The organism is Kitasatospora sp. NPDC094015 (genome assembly GCF_040304075.1).
Classification (GTDB): domain Bacteria; phylum Actinomycetota; class Actinomycetes; order Streptomycetales; family Streptomycetaceae; genus Kitasatospora.
Map to the genome: position 1 here is coordinate 84921 of NZ_JBEOUL010000001.1, position 16375 is coordinate 101295.

Below are 16375 nucleotides of genomic sequence, written 5' to 3' on the forward strand. Positions count from 1 at the left end.
TCGAAGAACCGCGCAGCCCGGCGTGGCCGGTCCGTCCACGACCGGCCGCGGCCCGCCACCGGAGCCGTCCCGGTGGCGCGCCGCGGGGTGGTCAGCTGCCCGAGAGCAGGTCGCGCAGGAGGGCCACGGTGTCCGGGTCGAGCTGGCGGCCGGTGCGGCGGCTGAGCGCGTCCAGGCGGTTGACGGCCCGGACCAGCTGGTCGCGGGCGCCGGCCGAGGCGTAGGCGTAGAACAGGTCGCGGTGCAGGAGTTCGACCTCGGGGGCGACCGCGAGGGCCCGGAAGATGGCGGCCTCCGCGGTGCGGTGGTCGCCGTACTGGAGCCGGCGGGCGGCGAGCTCGTGGGCGGTGTCGACGATGGCGGCCAGCATGTCCTGGCGTTCGGCCTCCGCCCAGCCGTACGCGCCGGCGGTGGCCTCGGCGAACGGGGCGCCCCGGACCAGGGCCAGGGCGTGGGCGAGGGCGGCGTCCGCGGTGCTGCTGGTGCTGCGCATGCCGCGCCGGTACAGGCTGCGGAACTCGTCCCAGTCGCAGCTGACCGTCGGGGCGAGGCGGTAGCCCTCCGGCTGCTCGGCGGGCAGGAACTCGCGGCCCTCGGCCGAGGCGCCGAGCCAGGAGGCCAGCGCCGTCAGCTTGCCGGGCAGCGGGTTGGCGGGGGCACCGGCCGGGGTCGGGTGCTGGTCGAGGTGGGCAGCGCCCGGGTGCAGTCCGCGGTCCAGCTCGGTGTGGTCGGTGCCGGGCCGCAGCGCCAGGAAGGCCGCCAGTTCGGTGAGGTGCGGGACAGCGCCCTGGTCGGCGGTGCCGGCCGCGCCCAGCACGTCGACCGGGCCGAGCAGCCGGATCCGGGGGGCGGTGCGCAGGGTGTGGGCCTCCGGCGAGCGCAGGATCGCCAGCAGGTCGTCGCTGTCGCTGCGGGCGGCCCCGGGGCGCTCCGCCGCGCCGGGAGCGGGCACGGGTGCCGGAACCGGGCCCGCGGCCGGGGGCAGCGCGGCGGGGATCGGCGCCGGGGCCGCCTCGTGCACGGCGACCGGCTCCGGGAAGGCCCCCCGGGCCGGCTCCGGGCCCGAACCGGCCGGCGGCTCGGCGTACGGGTCGGCGACCGGCTCGGCGACCGGTTCCGGCGCAGGGACGGGGGCGGGCAGGGCGACGGGAGCGGGGGCGCCCGCCGCGTGCAGGCCCAGGCCGTTGATGCTGTGGCGGCCCGGCGGCGGCACGGCGGGCCCGCCGGGGGACGGCTCCGACCCCGGCTGCTGCGGACCGGGCCGGCCGGGCTGCTTCGGGCCCGGCTGCCTGGTCGGCGACTGCTTGGTCGGCGGCTGCTTGGTCGGCGGCTGCTTGGTCAGCGGGACGCCCGATGCCGCCGGTACCAGCGGGATCACCGGCGGGACGCCGGGCGTGGTCGGGGCGATCCCCGCGAACGGGCTCACGCCGGTGCCGACCACCCGGGCCACCGGCCGTGGTCCGGCCGTACCCCCGATCGGGCCGCCGAGCGGGCTGCCGAACGGATCGCCGAGCGGGCCACCGGCGGCCCCGACCCCGGCCAGCACCGGTACCGGCAACGGCAGTTCGGCCGGTTCGAGGTCGCTGCCGGGCCCGTCGAGGGTCCAGTCCGGGGCCGGGTGCTGGGTGGTGTCACCCGAGCTGCGGACCAGCTCGCCCAGCAGGCCGAGCTCCTCCGGGCTGAGCCGCTGGAGCTCCACCGACAGGTGCAGGCCCGGCAGCGTGATCTGGCCGGTGCTGGGCAGCGTCCAGCGGGCGACCGGCCCGGCGCCGCGCTCGGGGGCGCGGGTCAGCACGGCCAGGCAGGTCCGCGGGCGCCCGTCGAGCAGCCGGCCCAGCGCGGTGGGCACGTCGCCGGACGGCGGCTGCGCGGACAGCACGATCTCCGGCACCCAGCTGTCGTCGGCGTGGCCCCGGCTGCGGGCGTCGCGCGGGCTGGTGGCGTCTGCGGCGATCAGGGTGGCGCGCGCCTTGGCCGTCCGCGGGCCGAGCACGGCGAGGGCGGCCTCGATGGTCTCGTGGTGGTGCACCCGCTCCACCGTGGGCCCGGCGATCGGCAGTTCGGCGCCGAACCCGACCAGGTGCAGGTGGAGCCGGTCCGCCAGCGGGCTGTGGGCCAGCTCGATCGCCAGCGTCCGCAGCACGTCGCCGGCGTCGTCGGGGTGCCCGGCCAGGTGCACCAGGCGGACCGTCTCCAGGTCGGCGAGGACCACCGAGCCGTCGGGCGCGCTGCCGAGGGTGACCAGCGCCGGGTACGGCGAGGCGGCCTTGGCGGCCTGGTTCACCGAGAGCAGCTCCGAGGAGTCCTCCGGGCACCACCAGACGTTCGGCGCGTGCGCGGCCCGGAACGGCGCGATCGGCACGGCGGGCGCGGCCAGGTGCAGTTCGACCGTACGGCCGGGGGTGACCCGGGCGGCGACCAGGGCGGGCAGCCGCTTGTCCCCGCGCACGGTGTTGCGGGAGAGGGTGCGCAGCGCGCGGTTGAGCAGGTCCAGCGCGGGGCTGCTCTGCCGGGCCTTCAGCTCGGCCTCGAACGCGGCGGCGGGCGCGGCGGGCAGCGCGATCCGGTGCCGGGGGCGGCGGGCCCGCTGCTGGTCGACCCGGCGGCGGGAGACCGAGCCGATCAGCACCGCGGCCAGCAGCACGCTGATCCCGGAGGCGGCGAGCGCCACCGAGTAGTCGTCGCTGGGCCTGGCGTGGTGCTGGTCGGCCACCGGCACCCCGGCGGCCTCGGCGGACGGCTGCGCGGAGGACGGCTGCGACGAGGCCGGCGCGGACGACGCCGGGGCCGGGGACTCGGGGGCCGGTGAGGCGGGCGCCGGGTCGGACGGCGCGGGGGCGGGCGCCGGCTGCTCGGGGGCCGGATCGGGCGCGGGGGCCGGGGACGCGGGGGCCGGGGCGCCGGGGATCGCCAGCACCATCCCGGGCACCACCACGTCCGGGTCGGTCAGCCGCTCGCCGTCCGGGGCGGCCGCGCCCTTGTTGGCCTCGAACAGCTGCGGCCAGGCCTCGGCCGAGCCCAACTCCCGCTGCGCGATGGCGGACAGCGTGTCGCCGGCGGCGACGGTCACCGATCCGCCCGCGTGCGGGGCGGTCGGCGCGGGAGCCCCGGCGGGTGCACCGCCGGTCTGCGCGCCGCCGGTCTGCGCACCGCCGGCCGCCTGGTCGGCCTTGGCGTCGGCGGGCATCAGCAGCTGCCAGCCCGGCTGGATCGGCCGGTCGGCGTCGAAGCGCGTGCCCGAACTGTCCATCACCCGGCCGTCGTTCAGCCGGGCGATCTCCTGCCAGCGCTCGCCCGAGCCCAGTTGCCGTTCGGCGATCGACCAGAGGCTGTCGGCCGGCCGGGAGTCCCGGACGGTGTAGCCGGGCTGCGGATCGGCCGCCGGGGCGGCCGCCGGCGCGGCGGCGGTGAGCTGCGGGTACTGCGGTGCGGCGGCCAGCTGCGCCGGGGCCACCGCCTGGACGTGGGCGGGCGCGGCGGCGAAGGCCGAGCCGGCCACCGGCAGCAGCGCCAGCACCGAGCCGACCAGGCCGGCGGCGATCCGCTGGCTCCAGCCGAGGGCCGGGATCCGCCGGGCCACCCGGCCGCGCAGCTGGGCGGGGATCTCCAGCAGCACCGACCCGGCGAAGCAGAGCCAGGCCACCCAGCCGACCGCGACCAGTGCCCAGAGGAAGAGCCGCCCGTCGTCCGGGCTGGTGAGCACGGTGCTCAGGCCGGCCTCGACCGGGTCGCCCATGCCGATCACCGCGAGGGTGCCGTAGAGCAGCACGGCGGGCACCGCGCCCAGCAGGCCGAGCAGGGCGACCAGCGCGCCGAACGCGCCGAGGACCGAGCCGGCGGTCCGGCGGCGGGCCGGCCGGATCGGGACGGGCCGGCGTCCGCCGGGGCCGGCCGGGGCCGAACCGGGCCTACGGGCATGGTGGTTGGCTCGTCGCGCGGCCATCAGCCGTTCTCCGCTTCCGTGACGCCGTGCACCAGGACGGCCTTGCCGGTCCCGTGCACCGGGAGGGTGTCGATCCTGATCAGGCTGAGCAGCTTGGTGTGGTACTCCGAGTCGATCCGCACGGTGACCGTCCCCGGGTCGGGGAACTCGACGCGCGCGGTGAGGTGGTACGGGCGCAGGTAGGCGTCGGCCGCGGCCTGAGCCTCGGCCTGGAGCACCTGGTAGCGGCCCTCCAGCAGGGCCCGCTCGTCGAGCTGCTGGCCGGCGGCCCGGGCGGCCTCCTGGGCGAGGGCGTCGGTCTGCTCCATCACCCGCAGCCGGCCGCCGAGGTCGAGCACGATGCCGAGCAGGATGACCAGGCTGGCGGCGGTGATCGCCACGAAGGTGGAGACCGCGCCCCGGTCGTCCGCCGCCGGGCGGTGCGCCCGGATGATCCCGATGTTCATCAACGTCCCCCCTCCGCCTTTCAGTTGCCGCGGTACCGGTCGATCACCGAGGTGAACTCCCCCACCACGGTCGTGCTACCCGGTGCCCGGTCCACATACATCAACTGGCCGAGCGACACCCGGCAACTGATCCTCGCCGTCACGGTCCTGACGTCCCCGGTCGGGGTGGTCAGGTTGTGGTACGTGAGCATGTGGTCGCGGTCCACCGTGCATCTCACCTGTCGTTCGTCCAGCATCTCGGTGGCCGCGTCGGCCGCCGCCTGGCGCCCCCCGTCGTCGTCCCGGGCCAGCGAGGCCGCCCGGGCCGCCGCGCGGGCGGCGGCGTCGACCACGCCGGCCGTGGTCTGGACCCGGCCGGCGGCCACCACCAGGAGCACGAAGGCGACCAGGACCGGGGCGAGCAGCGCGACCTCGACGGCCACGCTGCCCCGGTCGCTACCCCCGTCCGGCCGAGCGCTCACGGAGTGACCCCCGGCGCAGTGAAGCGTTCCCGGGGCGCACGGGCGCTCCGGGTGATGGTGCGTCCGTCGATGAAAGGGAGCACCGACTGGGTCCTGACCTCCACCACGATCCGGACCGTGGTGTCGTCGGACCCGTCGTGCGAGACCGAGGCCAGCCGGGCCAAGGTGTCGAACCGGCCGAGGAACTCCTGTACCCGCGCGTCTCCGTCCGCCGGCGTGGCGCCCCGGACCCGGCCGGCCTCGACCCCTTCGCGCGCGGCGGCCACCGCGGCCTCGCTGGCGTACCACCAGAGCGAGGCCTGGACCACCATCAGCACGATGAACAGCACGGTGGGGAAGAGGATCGCCAGGCTCAGGGTGACCGCGCCCCGCTCGGGCGAACGGAGCACGCGCGGGCGGTGGATCACTGCGCGGCGCTCGGGATGTCGTCCGGGATGGTGTCGGTGGCCTTGGTCGCGAGGGCCTTGACGGCCAGCAGCACGCCGCCGGCGATCGCCACCATCACGATCACGGCGAGGGCGAGTTCGATGCTGATGGCGCCGCGGTCGCCGGCGGCCCGGGCGGTGCGCAGCCGGCCGAGCCGGTGCTGCAGGACGGGGCCGCCGAGCCGCACGGGCAGCAGGATCGGCAGCAGCAGGGCGGTGAGCAGGAGTCTGATCCGGGTCATGGTGTGGTCTCCAGGACGGGGGCGGACGGGACGGGGGACGGGGCGGTGCGGATCGAGCGGTGCGGACCGGGCGGGCGGCGGCTGGCTCCCGACATCAGCTCGCCCGGAGCATCTGGTAGAGCGCGGGGAAGACGATCAGCACCGTCATCAGCAGGGTGAGCGCGGTGCCGGGCGCGACCATCCGCTCGCTGTCGGTGTTGGCCCGGGCCAGCTCGGCGGCGAGCAGCTCGCCGCGCAGGCCCTCGGCCCGCGCGCGCAGGGTGTCGTAGACGGCCGCGCCGTCGCTGCCGGAGATCCGCATGATGTCGGCGACGTCCTGCAGCGGGGTGAGTCCGAGCTCGACGGCGAGCGCGTCCAGGCCGTCCCACGGCGGGAGCCGGTCGGTGGCGGCGCGCTCCAGGGCCTCCCGGATCCGCCGGAACACCGCGCCGCGGCCGACGGCGGCGGCCCGGCGCAGGGCCTCGGCCGGTCCGCTGTCGGCGGCCCGCTCCAGGGCGACGAGTTCGAGGAAGGCCGCGATGCCGTGCAGGTACTCGGTGCGGGCTTCCCGGGCCTCGCCGGCGACGATGCCGTCCGGGACGAACCAGAGCAGCGCGGCCAGCAACGGCCCGACCACCAGCGGTACGGCGATGGGGAGTTGGAGGTCGGCGAGGGCGGCCATCGCGGAGAGGTAGCCGGGCAGCACCAGGCCGAGCAGGGCGAACAGCAGCTTGTGCGCCATGAACCGGGCCGGGCTGCGGCCGATCAGGGCGAGCTGCCGGTGCGGGATCCGCACGCCGGTGCGGCCGAGCGAGCCCTCGCCGAGCCGGTCGTACCAGGCGGCCCGGGCGGGCGCGTCCTGCGGCCGCGGGTCGGGCCTGCGGTGCAGCCGGTCCAGGGCCTGGCCCAGGTCGGGCGGGGCGGGGCGCAGTTCGGCGGCGAGCAGGGCGAGACCGCCCGCGGCGGCCGCTCCGGCCAGCACCGCCCAGGGCGAGATCACCGGGCCTCCTTGGCGAGTTGGTCGGCGCCGTCCGGCTCGGCGGGGGCCGGCCGGTCGGCGGCCGGGCGGCCGGCCTTGCTCCGGCGGTCCGCCTCGAGGATCCGGGGCAGCGGGCTGTGCGCGGCCAGCGAGCGCATCCAGCCGATCACCGCGACGAAGGCGAGCGCGACCACGGCCAGCACGACCTGGCCGAGCGCGCTGCTGTACGGCGCGGTGTAGGCGGTGTTGAAGCTGCCGACCACGATGACGAACAGGATGATGCCGACCAGCCAGCGGATGGTGGTGCGGTGCTTGGCCCGGTCGGCCTCGATCGCGCGGCGCTGGCGGACCTCCTCGCGCACCGAGCCGGCCAGGTCGGCGAGGGCGCGGGCGAGGCCCGGGCCGCTGTCGCCCGCGCGCAGCAGCAGGGCGGCGAGCACCTTGTCGGCGGTGGCGTCGGCGAGCTGGTCGCCGAAGGCGCGCAGCGCCTCCTCGGGCCGCCAACGGGCCTGGAGCCGGGCGGAGAGGTCGGAGACCTCGGCCTCGAGGGCGGCCGGCGCGGTGCGGCGGCTGGTGACGATGGCCTGGTTGAGCCCGACGCCGAGCAGCAGGACGTCGGCCAGCCGCTGGGTCCACTCGGCCAGGGCCTCCAGCCGCTCGATCCGGCGGGTGTCGGAGCGGGTCGCGCCGAACAGCCAGGGCAGCCCGAAGACCCCGGCCACCGCCAGCACCGCGACCAGCGGGATCCCGGTGTAGAGCCAGGCCGCCGGCGCGGCGGCCAGGGCCACGGCCAGCTGGATCCGGCGCAGCCGGGCGATCCGGGGCGCGGCCTCGCCGGGCGCGCCGTACCAGAACACGTGGAGGCGGCCGGTCAGCGGTCCGGCCTCGGGCTCCTCGGCGGTGCTGCCGCGCAGCGCGACGACCAGGGTGACCAGGCCGGCGGCCAGCAGCAGGCCGCACAGCACGAACAGCAGCATCAGCGCGTCCCTCCGATCCGCAGTGCCAGCGGGGCGGCCCAACTCCCGTACGCGGACTGGAGCAGGCCGGCGTCGAAGCCGACCCGGCGCAGGTCGTCCAGGCAGTTCGGCGGGGTGTGCGGGACGGCCCGGGGCTCGCCCAGGTCCGGGCGCGGGCCGAAGACGGTGTTCATCGCCGGGCGGCCGGACTCGCCGAGGCCGGTGACCTCCAGGACGTGCGAGACGAACCGGTGCCGGCGGCCGCCGACCGCGGTCTCGTCCACCATGGCGACGTGCACGATGAAGTCGACGGCGTTGGCGGTGAGCCGGTAGGCGAGGGTGTCGGTCATGTGGGCGCCGTACTCCAGGCAGAGTTCGGCGATCCGGTCGACCACCATCTGCGGGCCGCGGGCGTGCAGGGTGCACATCGAGCCGCCCTCGCCGTTGGTCATCACCCGCAGCATCGGGACCACCTCGGCGGAGCGGACCTCGCCGACGATGATCCGGGAGAGGGTCATCCGCAGTGCGGCCGGGATCAGTTCACCGATCGTCAGCTCGCCGGCGGCCCGGCCGTCGACCCGTTCACCGTTGCCCTCGCGGGCCTCCATCGGGACCACCTGGCGCAGGTGGCCGAGGGTGTGCAGCCAGAGTTCGAACTCGGACTCCAGGGTGCCGACCCGTTCGTCCGGCGGGATCTCGGCGGCCATCGCGCGCAGCAGGCTGGTCTTGCCGACGCCCTGGGTGCCGGTGATCACCACGTTCTTGCGGGCCCGGATCGCGGCGGCCAGGAAGGCGGCGAGGGTCGGGTCGATGGTGCCCAGCCCGACCAGGTCGGCGAGGCCGGCGGAGGCCACCCGGTGCCGGCGGATCGCCACGTACGGCCGGGGGGTGACCTCGGTCAGGGCCTGCAGGCGCATGCCGCCCTCCAGCCGCAGCGCGAGGGTCGGGCTGGCGGTGGACAGCGAGCGCTCCCCGCCGCCGTGCTGGCGGGCCAGGTCCTGGAGCAGCTCGACCAGTTCGGCGTCGGAGTCGGCCACCGGCGGGACCTGCCGCAGCGGCTGGTGCACCTTGGAGATCCACACGTCGTCGCAGCCGTTGATCAGGATGTTCTCGATCTCCGGGTCGTCCAGGTAGGGCTGGAGCCGGCCGGCCCGGAACAGCAGGTCGAAGACGGCCTCGGCGAGCGCCCGGTCCTGCTCCCGGGTGGGCGGGATGCCGTGGGTCTGCGCGTAGGCGTCGGACCAGCGGGCCACCGCCTCCTCGATCAGTGCCCGGCCGCGCTGGCGGCGGGTGGCGCGGTCCACCTCGGTGTCCGAGCCGTCGGCCAACCGGGTGAGCTGCTGGTGGAGTTCGGCGGCGACCTGGCGCTTGAGCTCGCGGGCCACCTGCGGGTCCACGGCGGGGCGCACGCCCACCGGCTGCAGGGCGGCGACGGCGTGCGCGGGGCGCACCGGTCCGGTCGCCGCCGGCTGCGGGCGGTCGTGCGGGGTCCGCGGGGTTTGCGGGGTGGCCCAGGGCAGGGCGGCCGGGTCCGTCCCGGCGGCCGGGTTGACGGGGCTAGCGCGCACGGAGCACCTCCCCGTACGGCCCGGACTGCGGTGGCTGCGGGGCGGGGAACGGCGCCGGGGCGGGCGGCTGCGGCGCCGCCGGCGGTGCGATCTGCGGCCCGGGCTGCGGCGGCTGGGCCGCCGGGTACGGGTCGGCGGCCGGCACGGGCTGGGCGTACGGCGGCACCGGCTGCGCGTACTGCGGTGGCGGGAAGCCCTGCGCGCCGTACGGCTGCGGGGCGAACGGCTGCGGCGGCTGGGGTTGCGGTGGCTGGGGCTGCACCGCGGCCGGCTGCGGGGCGTAGGGCTGCTGCGGCGCGTACGGCTGCGGGGTGTACGGCTGGCCGGGCGGCTGCGGCCAGGCCGGGACCGCGGGCTCCGCCGGAGCGGCGGCGAGGCCGAGCCGCTCGCGCCGGCGGGCGGTGAGGTCCTGGATCCGGTCGACGGCGCTGCGCGCGGTGCGCATCAGCTCCGAGCGGACGAACCGCCGGTCCGCGATGTCCCCGCCGTCCGAGAGCACCCGCGCCGTGCGGGGCGCGTGCGGGAGCAGCCCGAGCGCCGGCACGCCCAGCTCGCGGGCGATGTCGGCCACCGGGTACGGGCCTTCGGCGATCAGCAGCAGGCCCGCCGCGTCCGCCCCGGACCCGGCGGTGGAGAGGTCCTCGCACAGCGCCGCCAGCCGGGGCCGGACGGCGCTCAGGCCGCGCAGCGTGGTGCGGGCGGTCACCGCGACCACGTCGGCCCGCCGGGCCAGCACCGCGCTCTGGCCGGTGGCGCCGGAGCGGCCGAGGTCCAGGATCACGTCGTAGCCCTGTGCCTCCAGGCCGTGCAGCGCGTCGACCAGCGGCTCCCAGGTGTACGCGAGCCCGGGGGCCTGGGCCGGGTCGGTCAGGCCGGGCAGCAGCAGCCGGTCGCCGGTGCCGGCGGGCGAGAGGTCGATCAGCTGGTCCCAGATGGACTGCGCCAGCAGCCCGCGGCGGTCCGCGACGGCCAGGTTGCGCAGCCCGTACACGGCGTCGACCCGGCCTTCCAGGGCGCCGGCCAGCACCGCGCCGCCGTCCGGGTCGCACTCGGCGAGCAGCACCCGGCGGCCGGGCGCCAGCGGCCAGGCCAGCAGCAGCGCGAGCGCCGTGGTGGTGGCGCCCGGCGCGCCGGTGCCACCGACGACGGCGATCACTGCCATCAGCTGCTCCCCTTGCTGCTGCTCGCGCCGGGGCCCGGGGTGCCCGAACCCGAGGGCGCGGCCGAGCCGGTGGGCGCGTCCGGGGTGGCGGCCGCGCCGGCTGCGGCCCGCGGCGCGAGGATCACCTGGATGTCGCCGGTCGCCACCCAGGTGGCCAGTTTCGGTCCGTCCGCCGGGCCGACCGCGACGTCGATCACCTGGCCCCCGTCGGAGTCGACCTTGCCGACCGCCGCGACCACCGCGGTGAGCGTCTCCGGGGTGCGCCCGGCCGCCTGGTCTGCCTTGGCGGTGTGCACGATCAGCACCTGGAGGCCGGGCTGCAGCCGGGTGGCGGGCAGCTGGTTGCGCTTGGCGGCGACGCCGACGGTCTGCTGGCCGGGCTGCACGGCCGGGTCGGCGGTCAGGTCCGACTTCACCAGCAGCGAGCCGCGGCGCAGGTCGGCGGCGGCCCGCAGGCCGACCACCCGGGAGCCGTCCCGGGCGTCCAGCGGCTTGAGCACCGGGTCGCCGGCGATGTGCGCGACCACCAGGTCCTCGGCGGTGATGGTCTGGCCCATCGGGACGTCCCGGGCCACCGCCAGCACCGCGATCCGCTGCCCGCTGCTGTTGTAGAGCACGGCCCCGCCCAGCCCGCCGGCCGCGATCAGCGCGACCGCCATCGCCAGCACGGCGGGGCGCCGCCGCCGGGCACCCAGGTTCCGTGACGGGGTGCGGGGTGCCGGCCGCGCGAGGTCCTGCGCGAGGGCGGCGCCGGGGCTCGGCGTCGGGATGGTGCGGTTCTCCACCGGGCTTCGGCCTTTCGTACGGGAGCTGGACCGGGCTGGGACGGGGGTCAGTTGAGCACCTGGACCTCGCCGACCCGCAGGGCGAGCGGCACATCGGTGGTCCGCTCGTAGTCGAAGCTGTTGAAGACCTTGGCGCCGGTGTCGGAGCGCACCACGTCGACCCGCCAGACCAGGGTGGCCTGGAGGTAGTAGGAGTCGTTGCGCAGCTTCGCCGAGCCGGTCAGGTACACGTGCGAGCAGGCGGTGGCGGCCGGGTCGGCCCCCTCCCGGTAGGGCGTGCCGGCGTCCTTGCAGGTGACCACCGCGGCCTTGCCGTCCGCGCCCTTGTCGCCGGTGTTCCAGCGGACCTCCTTGAGCGTGGCGGTCGCCGTCACGCTGAGGGTGATCCCGCGGGCGGTGGCGCGCTGGGTGCCGGAGGTGGTCGGGGTCGGGGTGTACCAGAGCCAGACCGGTGCGCCCACCACGGCCGTGGTGGCCGGGGCGGCGTGCAGGTCGGGCGAGGAGAACTTGATCGCGTCCAGCGCCTGCCGGCCGAGCACCGCGGGGCGGTCCGGCGGCGGGCCGCCGGGCGGCTGCGCGAAGAAGGCGAGCGGCTTGGTCGACAACTGGCCGTCCGCGCCCCGGCAGTTGACCTCGTAGAGGGCGCCGTCGGCGGACGAGTGGCCGCGCCAGGCCGGGTCGTCGGCCGGCGGCGCGGGGACGGAGAGCTGGTAGTAGCAGCCGTCGGAGCTGCTGAACCAGCCCAGGTCGTCGTCCCAGCAGGGCCACTCCTTGCCGTTCCAGCTGCAGGTCTGCACCCCGCCCCCGCCGCCGCCGGCGGGCGGGCCGGAGGGCTGGCCCGGCCCCGGCGTCGAGCCGGGCTCCGTGACGCCCACGCAGATGTACCAGTTCCGGCACTTGGTGACGCCGCCGGAAGGGCTCGGATCAGCGGCTGCGGCGGTGCTCCCGGCAAGCACCAGCGCACCGGCGGTCAGCAGGCGTGCGACCGATTTCAACATGTCCGCCCCACTTCGCGAGAGGTTTCGACAATCACCCAGCCGGCGCTGCTCTTCCGGAGTTTCGTGGTGGACACATAGCGCGAGAGTCGTTCCGCGGGATCTTCGACGGTGTGCGTGACCGGATCGGCCTGATGCCATTCGGACACGTTCAGGCAGTCCTCGACCACCGCGGTCCGCGGATCCGTCGCCGGATCGAGATTCTTGACCACGGGGGAAGTTCGCGGTGCACCCACCATGACCAGATTTGCCTCGTGCAGCTGGTGGAGTCCGGCCAGCGAATCACTGAGCGCCTGTCCGGAGGAGTACGCGCCCATCTGCGCGCCGTCCGAATCCGATCGCCCGTACGCCTCAACCTTGGCGTCCCACCAGTGCTGATAGACGCTCAGGACGGTGTCGCCGACGGCGCCTTCGAGGCCGTCCGTGGGGACGGCCGACTCCGCACCCGAACCACCCGAAGGGATGACCCCATTCCCGGTGGGAACACTCGCCGCAGGAGTACCCAGGCGTTCCGCGGAACCGGCCGATCCGCTGCCGGCGCACCCGCTCAGCACCATCAGCAGAGCCATCCCACCAACCCCAACCACCCCAGGGCGCAACACATTTCCGCGCTGCCGCATCGCCCCACCTCGCCGCGGCCGCCACACCAGTGACCGTGGCCGCAGAACTTGTACGCCGTCCCGATGTGTTGCTTCGGGGCCATCGATTCTTCGCCAACCCACCCCGGCACGGCAACACCCCGAGCCCTCTGACCTTACGCGGAAGGCGGATCGGTTGGGGCACTTTCTCGCCACAGAACTGCCAACAGTTCTTCGGAAAGCGACAATCCGGCCAAGGCGCCCCGTACCGCGGCCCGATTGCGCATCAACAACCGTCCGCCTTCCGCCGGTACCAGCAGTCTGGCCGAGGCCGCGCCGCCCGCCATCTCGCCCCAGGTCAGCTGCGCCTCCACCGCCGCCTGCAACTCCTGCGGCCCGACCGCGGCCGCGGCGCCCTGCACCCCGTGCTCCAGCACCCGCCCGAGCGCCCAGCTGAACGATCCCTCGCCGCCCGGCAGGACCGCCTCCCGCCCGCGGCGGCCGCCCACGTACCGGGCGACCCTCCCCCACAGCGGCACCCGCGAGTGGGTCAGCAGCTCCCCGGCGCCGTCCTCGCGCCCCAGCGCCGCCCAGGTGTCCTTGTCCGCCACCGCGTCCACCAGCAGCAGGGTCTCCTCCTGGTCGCCGTGCACCATCGCGCTGGTCACCCAGTCCCAGGCGAGCCCGCGCCGGTAGGCGTTGTCGGGGGTCGACCCGGCCGTCACCAGCGCGATCCGGCGCCCGCGCGGATCGGCCACCAGCTGCCCGAGCAGGCAGACCACCAGCCAGCGGGCCGGCCGCTGGGCGGCCCCGCGCAGCGCCGTGAGCATGGTGTTGGCGTCGGCGTCGGCCGGCAGGTGGCTGACCCGGCAGCCGCGGGTGCCGGCGTCGAAGGTCCGGCCCGGCAGGGTACGGGCCAGCTCGGCCGCGCCCTGCGCCGCCCGCGCCGATCCGGCGTGGCCGCGCTCGGGCCCGCCGTCCGCGCCGATCACCACCAGCTCGATCCCGCCGCTCATCCTTGCCGCCCCCATCCGTGCCCGTACCGTGCCGTCGGCCGCCCCCGCCGGCACGCCGGCCGCCGCGGGAGTGCCGGTCCGCCGCTCAAGCTACCGCCGCGGTGACCGCGCCGGGCCCGCATCGACCGCATCGGCGACCCGCGCGCACCGGCCGACCGGCACCGTTCACGGGACCATCGACCCTGTTGCGGGCCGCCCGCCCGCCGCACCATCGGAGGATGGACCGAGACGACCGGGTGGAGAAGCTGGGCGAGGCGGAGTGCCGGCGCCTGCTGAGCACCGTGCCCGTGGGGCGGGTGGTGTACACCGCGCACGCGCTGCCCGCCGTGCTGCCGGTGGCCTTCGAGTCCGCCCCGGACGGGCGGCTGGTGCTGGCGCTGCGCGAGGGCGGGACCGTGTCGCGGGCGCTGGACGGGACGGTGGCCGCCTTCCAGGCCGACCAGCTGGACCCGGCGGCCAGGAGCGGGTGGAGCGTCCTGGTGCGCGGGCGCACCGAGGTGGTCCGCGACCCGGCGCGCTACGGCGCGATCCTGGCGGGCGGCCTGGCGCCCTGGGTACGCGGCGGCGCACCGATGTACGTGCTGCTCACCCCGGAGCTGATCACCGGGCGCCGGGTGCTCACGCCGCCCGACCCGCCGCCGGGCGGGGTTCCCCGCGCCCGCGCGGGAAACGAGGCCCGGACGGGGAACGGGGCCGCACGGGGAACGGGGCCGGGCGGGCGGCCACCCCGCTGACAGGTGACCGGTGAGTAGGCATACTCTCCGGAAGCCGCCGGCGGCCGCCCCGCGCGGGCCGTCCGACCGGCGCCCGGAGCCCCTCTCCCCCTGGAGCGCACCTTGACCAGCTTCGCCTCCCCCGCCGCCCTGGCCGCCGCGGTCGGCACCGAACTCGGCACCAGCGAGTGGCACACCCTGGACCAGCAGCGGGTGGACCTGTTCGCCGAGGCGACCGGCGACCACCAGTGGATCCACGTGGACCCGGCGCGGGCCAAGGAGAGCCCCTTCGGCGGCACCATCGCGCACGGCTACCTCACGCTCTCGCTGATCCCGGTGCTGGCCAAGGAGTGCTACCAGGTCGAGGGCGTCCGGATGGCCCTCAACTACGGCTCGGACAAGGTCCGTTTCCCCGCGCCGGTGCCGGTCGGCACCGCGGTCCGGGCCACCGCCGTGCTGGTCTCGGCCGAGGAGGTGGCGGGCGGCCTGCAGGCCGTGGTGCGGTACACCATCACCAGCGAGGACAGCCCGAAGCCGCACTGCGTCGCCGAGACCATCACCCGCTTCTACGCGGCCTGAACCAGCGCCCCACCACGGGCCGGGCGGAGCCCGCAGAGTCCACCGGAAGGCCCACCGGGAGGTCGCCGGGAGGTCACTAGGCCGAACGGTGCGCCTGGGCCGTTTCCACCGTGTGGGCCGGGCATCCTGCCGGTAATGTCCGATTCGACGGCTGTCGTGCGGCACCGGGCTCCTCCGGCATCCGTACGCGCCTCGGCATGCCGACCACCGCCACCCTCGGCCGGCGGTGCCGCCGTACGGATGTTCCGACCGTGGAGGTGCCGTGCCCAGCCCCGTCCCCTGGATCTCCCGTGCCGCGGGTCGGGCCGCCGGCCGGGCGGTCGACCTGACCCTCCAGCTCGGCGCCGAACTCGCCGACGTCAAGCGGCTCAAGGCGCTCCCCAGGACCACCTGGCACCGGGTGCGGACCGAGGCGTTCGGCGCCGACCCGCACGGCTACCGGCGCTGGCGGGTGGAGAACTCCCCCAACTTCGCGGACGGCGCCTTCCGCAACCCCGTCCCCACCCGGCGGCTGGTGTACGAGCGTTCGCCGCTGGAGGCGACCCGGGCGCAGCTCACCGGCGACAAGGCGCGCCGGGCACCGGTCGCGGCCGTCCCGGTGCACCGGCTGCTGCCCGGCGAGTTGGCCACCCCGCCCGCCTCCGGACTGCGGCTCACCTGGCTGGGCCACGCCTCGGTGCTGGCCGAGCTGGACGGCCGGCGGGTGCTGTTCGACCCGGTGTGGGGCGAGCGCTGCTCCCCGTTCCTCGGGATCGGCCCCAAGCGGCTGCACCCGGTGCCGATCCCGCTGCGCGAACTCGGCCGGGTGGACGTGGTGGTGATCTCGCACGACCACTACGACCACCTGGACATGCCGACGGTGAAGGCGCTGAGCCGCACCGGCACGGTGTTCGCCGTCCCGCTCGGGGTGGGCGCGCACCTGGAGCACTGGGGCGTGCCGACCAAGCGGATCATCGAACTGGACTGGTGGCAGCAGGCGGAGGTGGCCGGGCTGACCCTGACGGCCACCCCGGCCCGGCACTACTGCAGCCGCGGGCCGCGCACCAGTTCGCACTACCTGTGGGCGTCCTGGGTGGTGGCCGGACCGCGGCACCGGATCTTCCACAGCGGCGACTCCGGCTACTTCCCCGGCTTCGCCGAGATCGGGCAGCGGCTGGGCCCGTTCGACGCGACCATGATGCAGATCGGCGCCTACAGCGACTACTGGCCCGAGGTGCACATGACCCCGGAGGAAGGGGTGCAGGCGCACCAGGACCTGGGCGGGGCGGTGCTGCTGCCGGTCCACTGGTGCACCTTCAACCTGGCCCCGCACCCGTGGGCGGAGCCGGCCGAGCGGACGGTCGCGGCCGCCAAGGCGCTCGGCGCGCAGCTCGCCATGCCCCGGCCCGGCAAGCCGTTCGAGCCGGCCGACCCGCCGGAGCTCAAGCTCTGGTGGCGGGCGGTGGCGGCGACGCCGGAGCCGGTCGACCTGGTGGTGCCGGAGGACTTCGCGGTGGCCGCGCCGGCCAAGCCCGCCACGGTGGAGGACGGCGGCGTCACGGTCTGACC

The 16375-nt window shown here is 76.4% G+C and carries 16 protein-coding genes; 3 read left to right on the forward strand and 13 right to left on the reverse strand.

Features of this window, described 5'->3' with window-relative positions; translation table 11 throughout:
• Positions 1–91: 91 nt before the first annotated feature.
• The 13 genes from ABT014_RS00360 to ABT014_RS00420 all read right to left on the reverse strand — a co-directional run bounded on the left by ABT014_RS00360 (position 92) and on the right by ABT014_RS00420 (position 13535).
• A complete protein-coding gene (locus tag ABT014_RS00360; protein ID WP_350635188.1) occupies positions 92–3943 on the reverse strand; it encodes a LysM peptidoglycan-binding domain-containing protein in 3852 nt (1283 codons plus the stop codon).
• Positions 3943–4389 carry a hypothetical protein gene (locus ABT014_RS00365; RefSeq protein WP_350635190.1) on the reverse strand — a complete coding sequence of 149 codons (447 nt, stop codon included), beginning with the start codon at positions 4387–4389 and terminating at the stop codon, positions 3943–3945. Before ABT014_RS00365 ends, ABT014_RS00360 begins: the two co-directional genes overlap by 1 nt.
• 20 nt (positions 4390–4409) lie before the next feature.
• Positions 4410–4850 (reverse strand): TadE/TadG family type IV pilus assembly protein, encoded by a 441-nt coding sequence (locus ABT014_RS00370; protein WP_350635191.1) that lies wholly within the window; start codon positions 4848–4850, stop codon positions 4410–4412.
• Positions 4847–5239, reverse strand: coding sequence for a TadE/TadG family type IV pilus assembly protein (locus ABT014_RS00375; RefSeq protein ID WP_350635193.1), 393 nt, complete (start codon positions 5237–5239; stop codon positions 4847–4849). The genes ABT014_RS00370 and ABT014_RS00375 overlap by 4 nt, the downstream gene beginning before the upstream one ends.
• Positions 5240–5253: 14 nt before the next feature.
• Entirely contained in the window at positions 5254–5517 is a 264-nt protein-coding gene (locus ABT014_RS00380; RefSeq protein WP_350635195.1) for a hypothetical protein, read from the reverse strand.
• A 94-nt stretch (positions 5518–5611) separates the two neighbouring features.
• Complete coding sequence (locus tag ABT014_RS00385) at positions 5612–6496, reverse strand: hypothetical protein (protein WP_350635197.1); 885 nt, start codon at positions 6494–6496, stop codon at positions 5612–5614.
• Complete coding sequence (locus ABT014_RS00390; protein ID WP_350635199.1) at positions 6493–7452, reverse strand: type II secretion system F family protein; 960 nt, start codon at positions 7450–7452, stop codon at positions 6493–6495. The genes ABT014_RS00385 and ABT014_RS00390 overlap by 4 nt, the downstream gene beginning before the upstream one ends.
• Entirely contained in the window at positions 7452–8999 is a 1548-nt protein-coding gene (locus tag ABT014_RS00395) for a TadA family conjugal transfer-associated ATPase (protein WP_350635201.1), read from the reverse strand. The genes ABT014_RS00390 and ABT014_RS00395 overlap by 1 nt, the downstream gene beginning before the upstream one ends.
• A complete protein-coding gene (locus ABT014_RS00400) occupies positions 8989–10161 on the reverse strand; it encodes a CpaE-like family protein (protein ID WP_350635203.1) in 1173 nt (390 codons plus the stop codon). Before ABT014_RS00400 ends, ABT014_RS00395 begins: the two co-directional genes overlap by 11 nt.
• Complete coding sequence (locus ABT014_RS00405; RefSeq protein ID WP_350635205.1) at positions 10161–10946, reverse strand: SAF domain-containing protein; 786 nt, start codon at positions 10944–10946, stop codon at positions 10161–10163. Before ABT014_RS00405 ends, ABT014_RS00400 begins: the two co-directional genes overlap by 1 nt.
• A 47-nt stretch (positions 10947–10993) precedes the next feature.
• Complete coding sequence (locus ABT014_RS00410) at positions 10994–11944, reverse strand: hypothetical protein (protein WP_350635208.1); 951 nt, start codon at positions 11942–11944, stop codon at positions 10994–10996.
• Positions 11938–12510 (reverse strand): hypothetical protein, encoded by a 573-nt coding sequence (locus ABT014_RS00415; protein ID WP_350635210.1) that lies wholly within the window; start codon positions 12508–12510, stop codon positions 11938–11940. The genes ABT014_RS00410 and ABT014_RS00415 overlap by 7 nt, the downstream gene beginning before the upstream one ends.
• 185 nt (positions 12511–12695) lie before the next feature.
• A complete protein-coding gene (locus ABT014_RS00420; RefSeq protein ID WP_350635212.1) occupies positions 12696–13535 on the reverse strand; it encodes a hypothetical protein in 840 nt (279 codons plus the stop codon).
• A gap of 218 nt (positions 13536–13753) precedes the next feature.
• Here ABT014_RS00420 and ABT014_RS00425 point away from each other — a divergent pair, with 218 nt between their 5' ends.
• The 3 genes from ABT014_RS00425 to ABT014_RS00435 all read left to right on the forward strand — a co-directional run bounded on the left by ABT014_RS00425 (position 13754) and on the right by ABT014_RS00435 (position 16373).
• Positions 13754–14269 (forward strand): pyridoxamine 5'-phosphate oxidase family protein, encoded by a 516-nt coding sequence (locus ABT014_RS00425; RefSeq protein WP_350635213.1) that lies wholly within the window; start codon positions 13754–13756, stop codon positions 14267–14269.
• 102 nt (positions 14270–14371) lie between these two features.
• Positions 14372–14827 (forward strand): MaoC family dehydratase, encoded by a 456-nt coding sequence (locus tag ABT014_RS00430; RefSeq protein WP_350635217.1) that lies wholly within the window; start codon positions 14372–14374, stop codon positions 14825–14827.
• A 400-nt stretch (positions 14828–15227) separates the two neighbouring features.
• Positions 15228–16373: an MBL fold metallo-hydrolase gene (locus ABT014_RS00435; protein WP_350635965.1), complete on the forward strand. Its 1146-nt coding sequence runs from the start codon at positions 15228–15230 to the stop codon at positions 16371–16373.
• Positions 16374–16375: the final 2 nt, after the last annotated feature.

Bases quoted from the DNA above. Each gene is read 5' to 3' on its own strand.
- ABT014_RS00365 (WP_350635190.1), bottom strand. From the start codon at position 4,389: ATGAACATCGGGATCATCCGGGCGCACCGCCCGGCGGCGGACGACCGG.
- ABT014_RS00360 (WP_350635188.1), bottom strand. From the start codon at position 3,943: ATGGCCGCGCGACGAGCCAACCACCATGCCCGTAGGCCCGGTTCGGCC.
- ABT014_RS00400 (WP_350635203.1), bottom strand. From the start codon at position 10,161: ATGGCAGTGATCGCCGTCGTCGGTGGCACCGGCGCGCCGGGCGCCACC.
- ABT014_RS00390 (WP_350635199.1), bottom strand. From the start codon at position 7,452: ATGCTGCTGTTCGTGCTGTGCGGCCTGCTGCTGGCCGCCGGCCTGGTC.
- ABT014_RS00420 (WP_350635212.1), bottom strand. From the start codon at position 13,535: ATGAGCGGCGGGATCGAGCTGGTGGTGATCGGCGCGGACGGCGGGCCC.
- ABT014_RS00410 (WP_350635208.1), bottom strand. From the start codon at position 11,944: ATGTTGAAATCGGTCGCACGCCTGCTGACCGCCGGTGCGCTGGTGCTT.
- ABT014_RS00415 (WP_350635210.1), bottom strand. From the start codon at position 12,510: ATGGCTCTGCTGATGGTGCTGAGCGGGTGCGCCGGCAGCGGATCGGCC.
- ABT014_RS00425 (WP_350635213.1), top strand. From the start codon at position 13,754: ATGGACCGAGACGACCGGGTGGAGAAGCTGGGCGAGGCGGAGTGCCGG.
- ABT014_RS00380 (WP_350635195.1), bottom strand. From the start codon at position 5,517: ATGACCCGGATCAGACTCCTGCTCACCGCCCTGCTGCTGCCGATCCTG.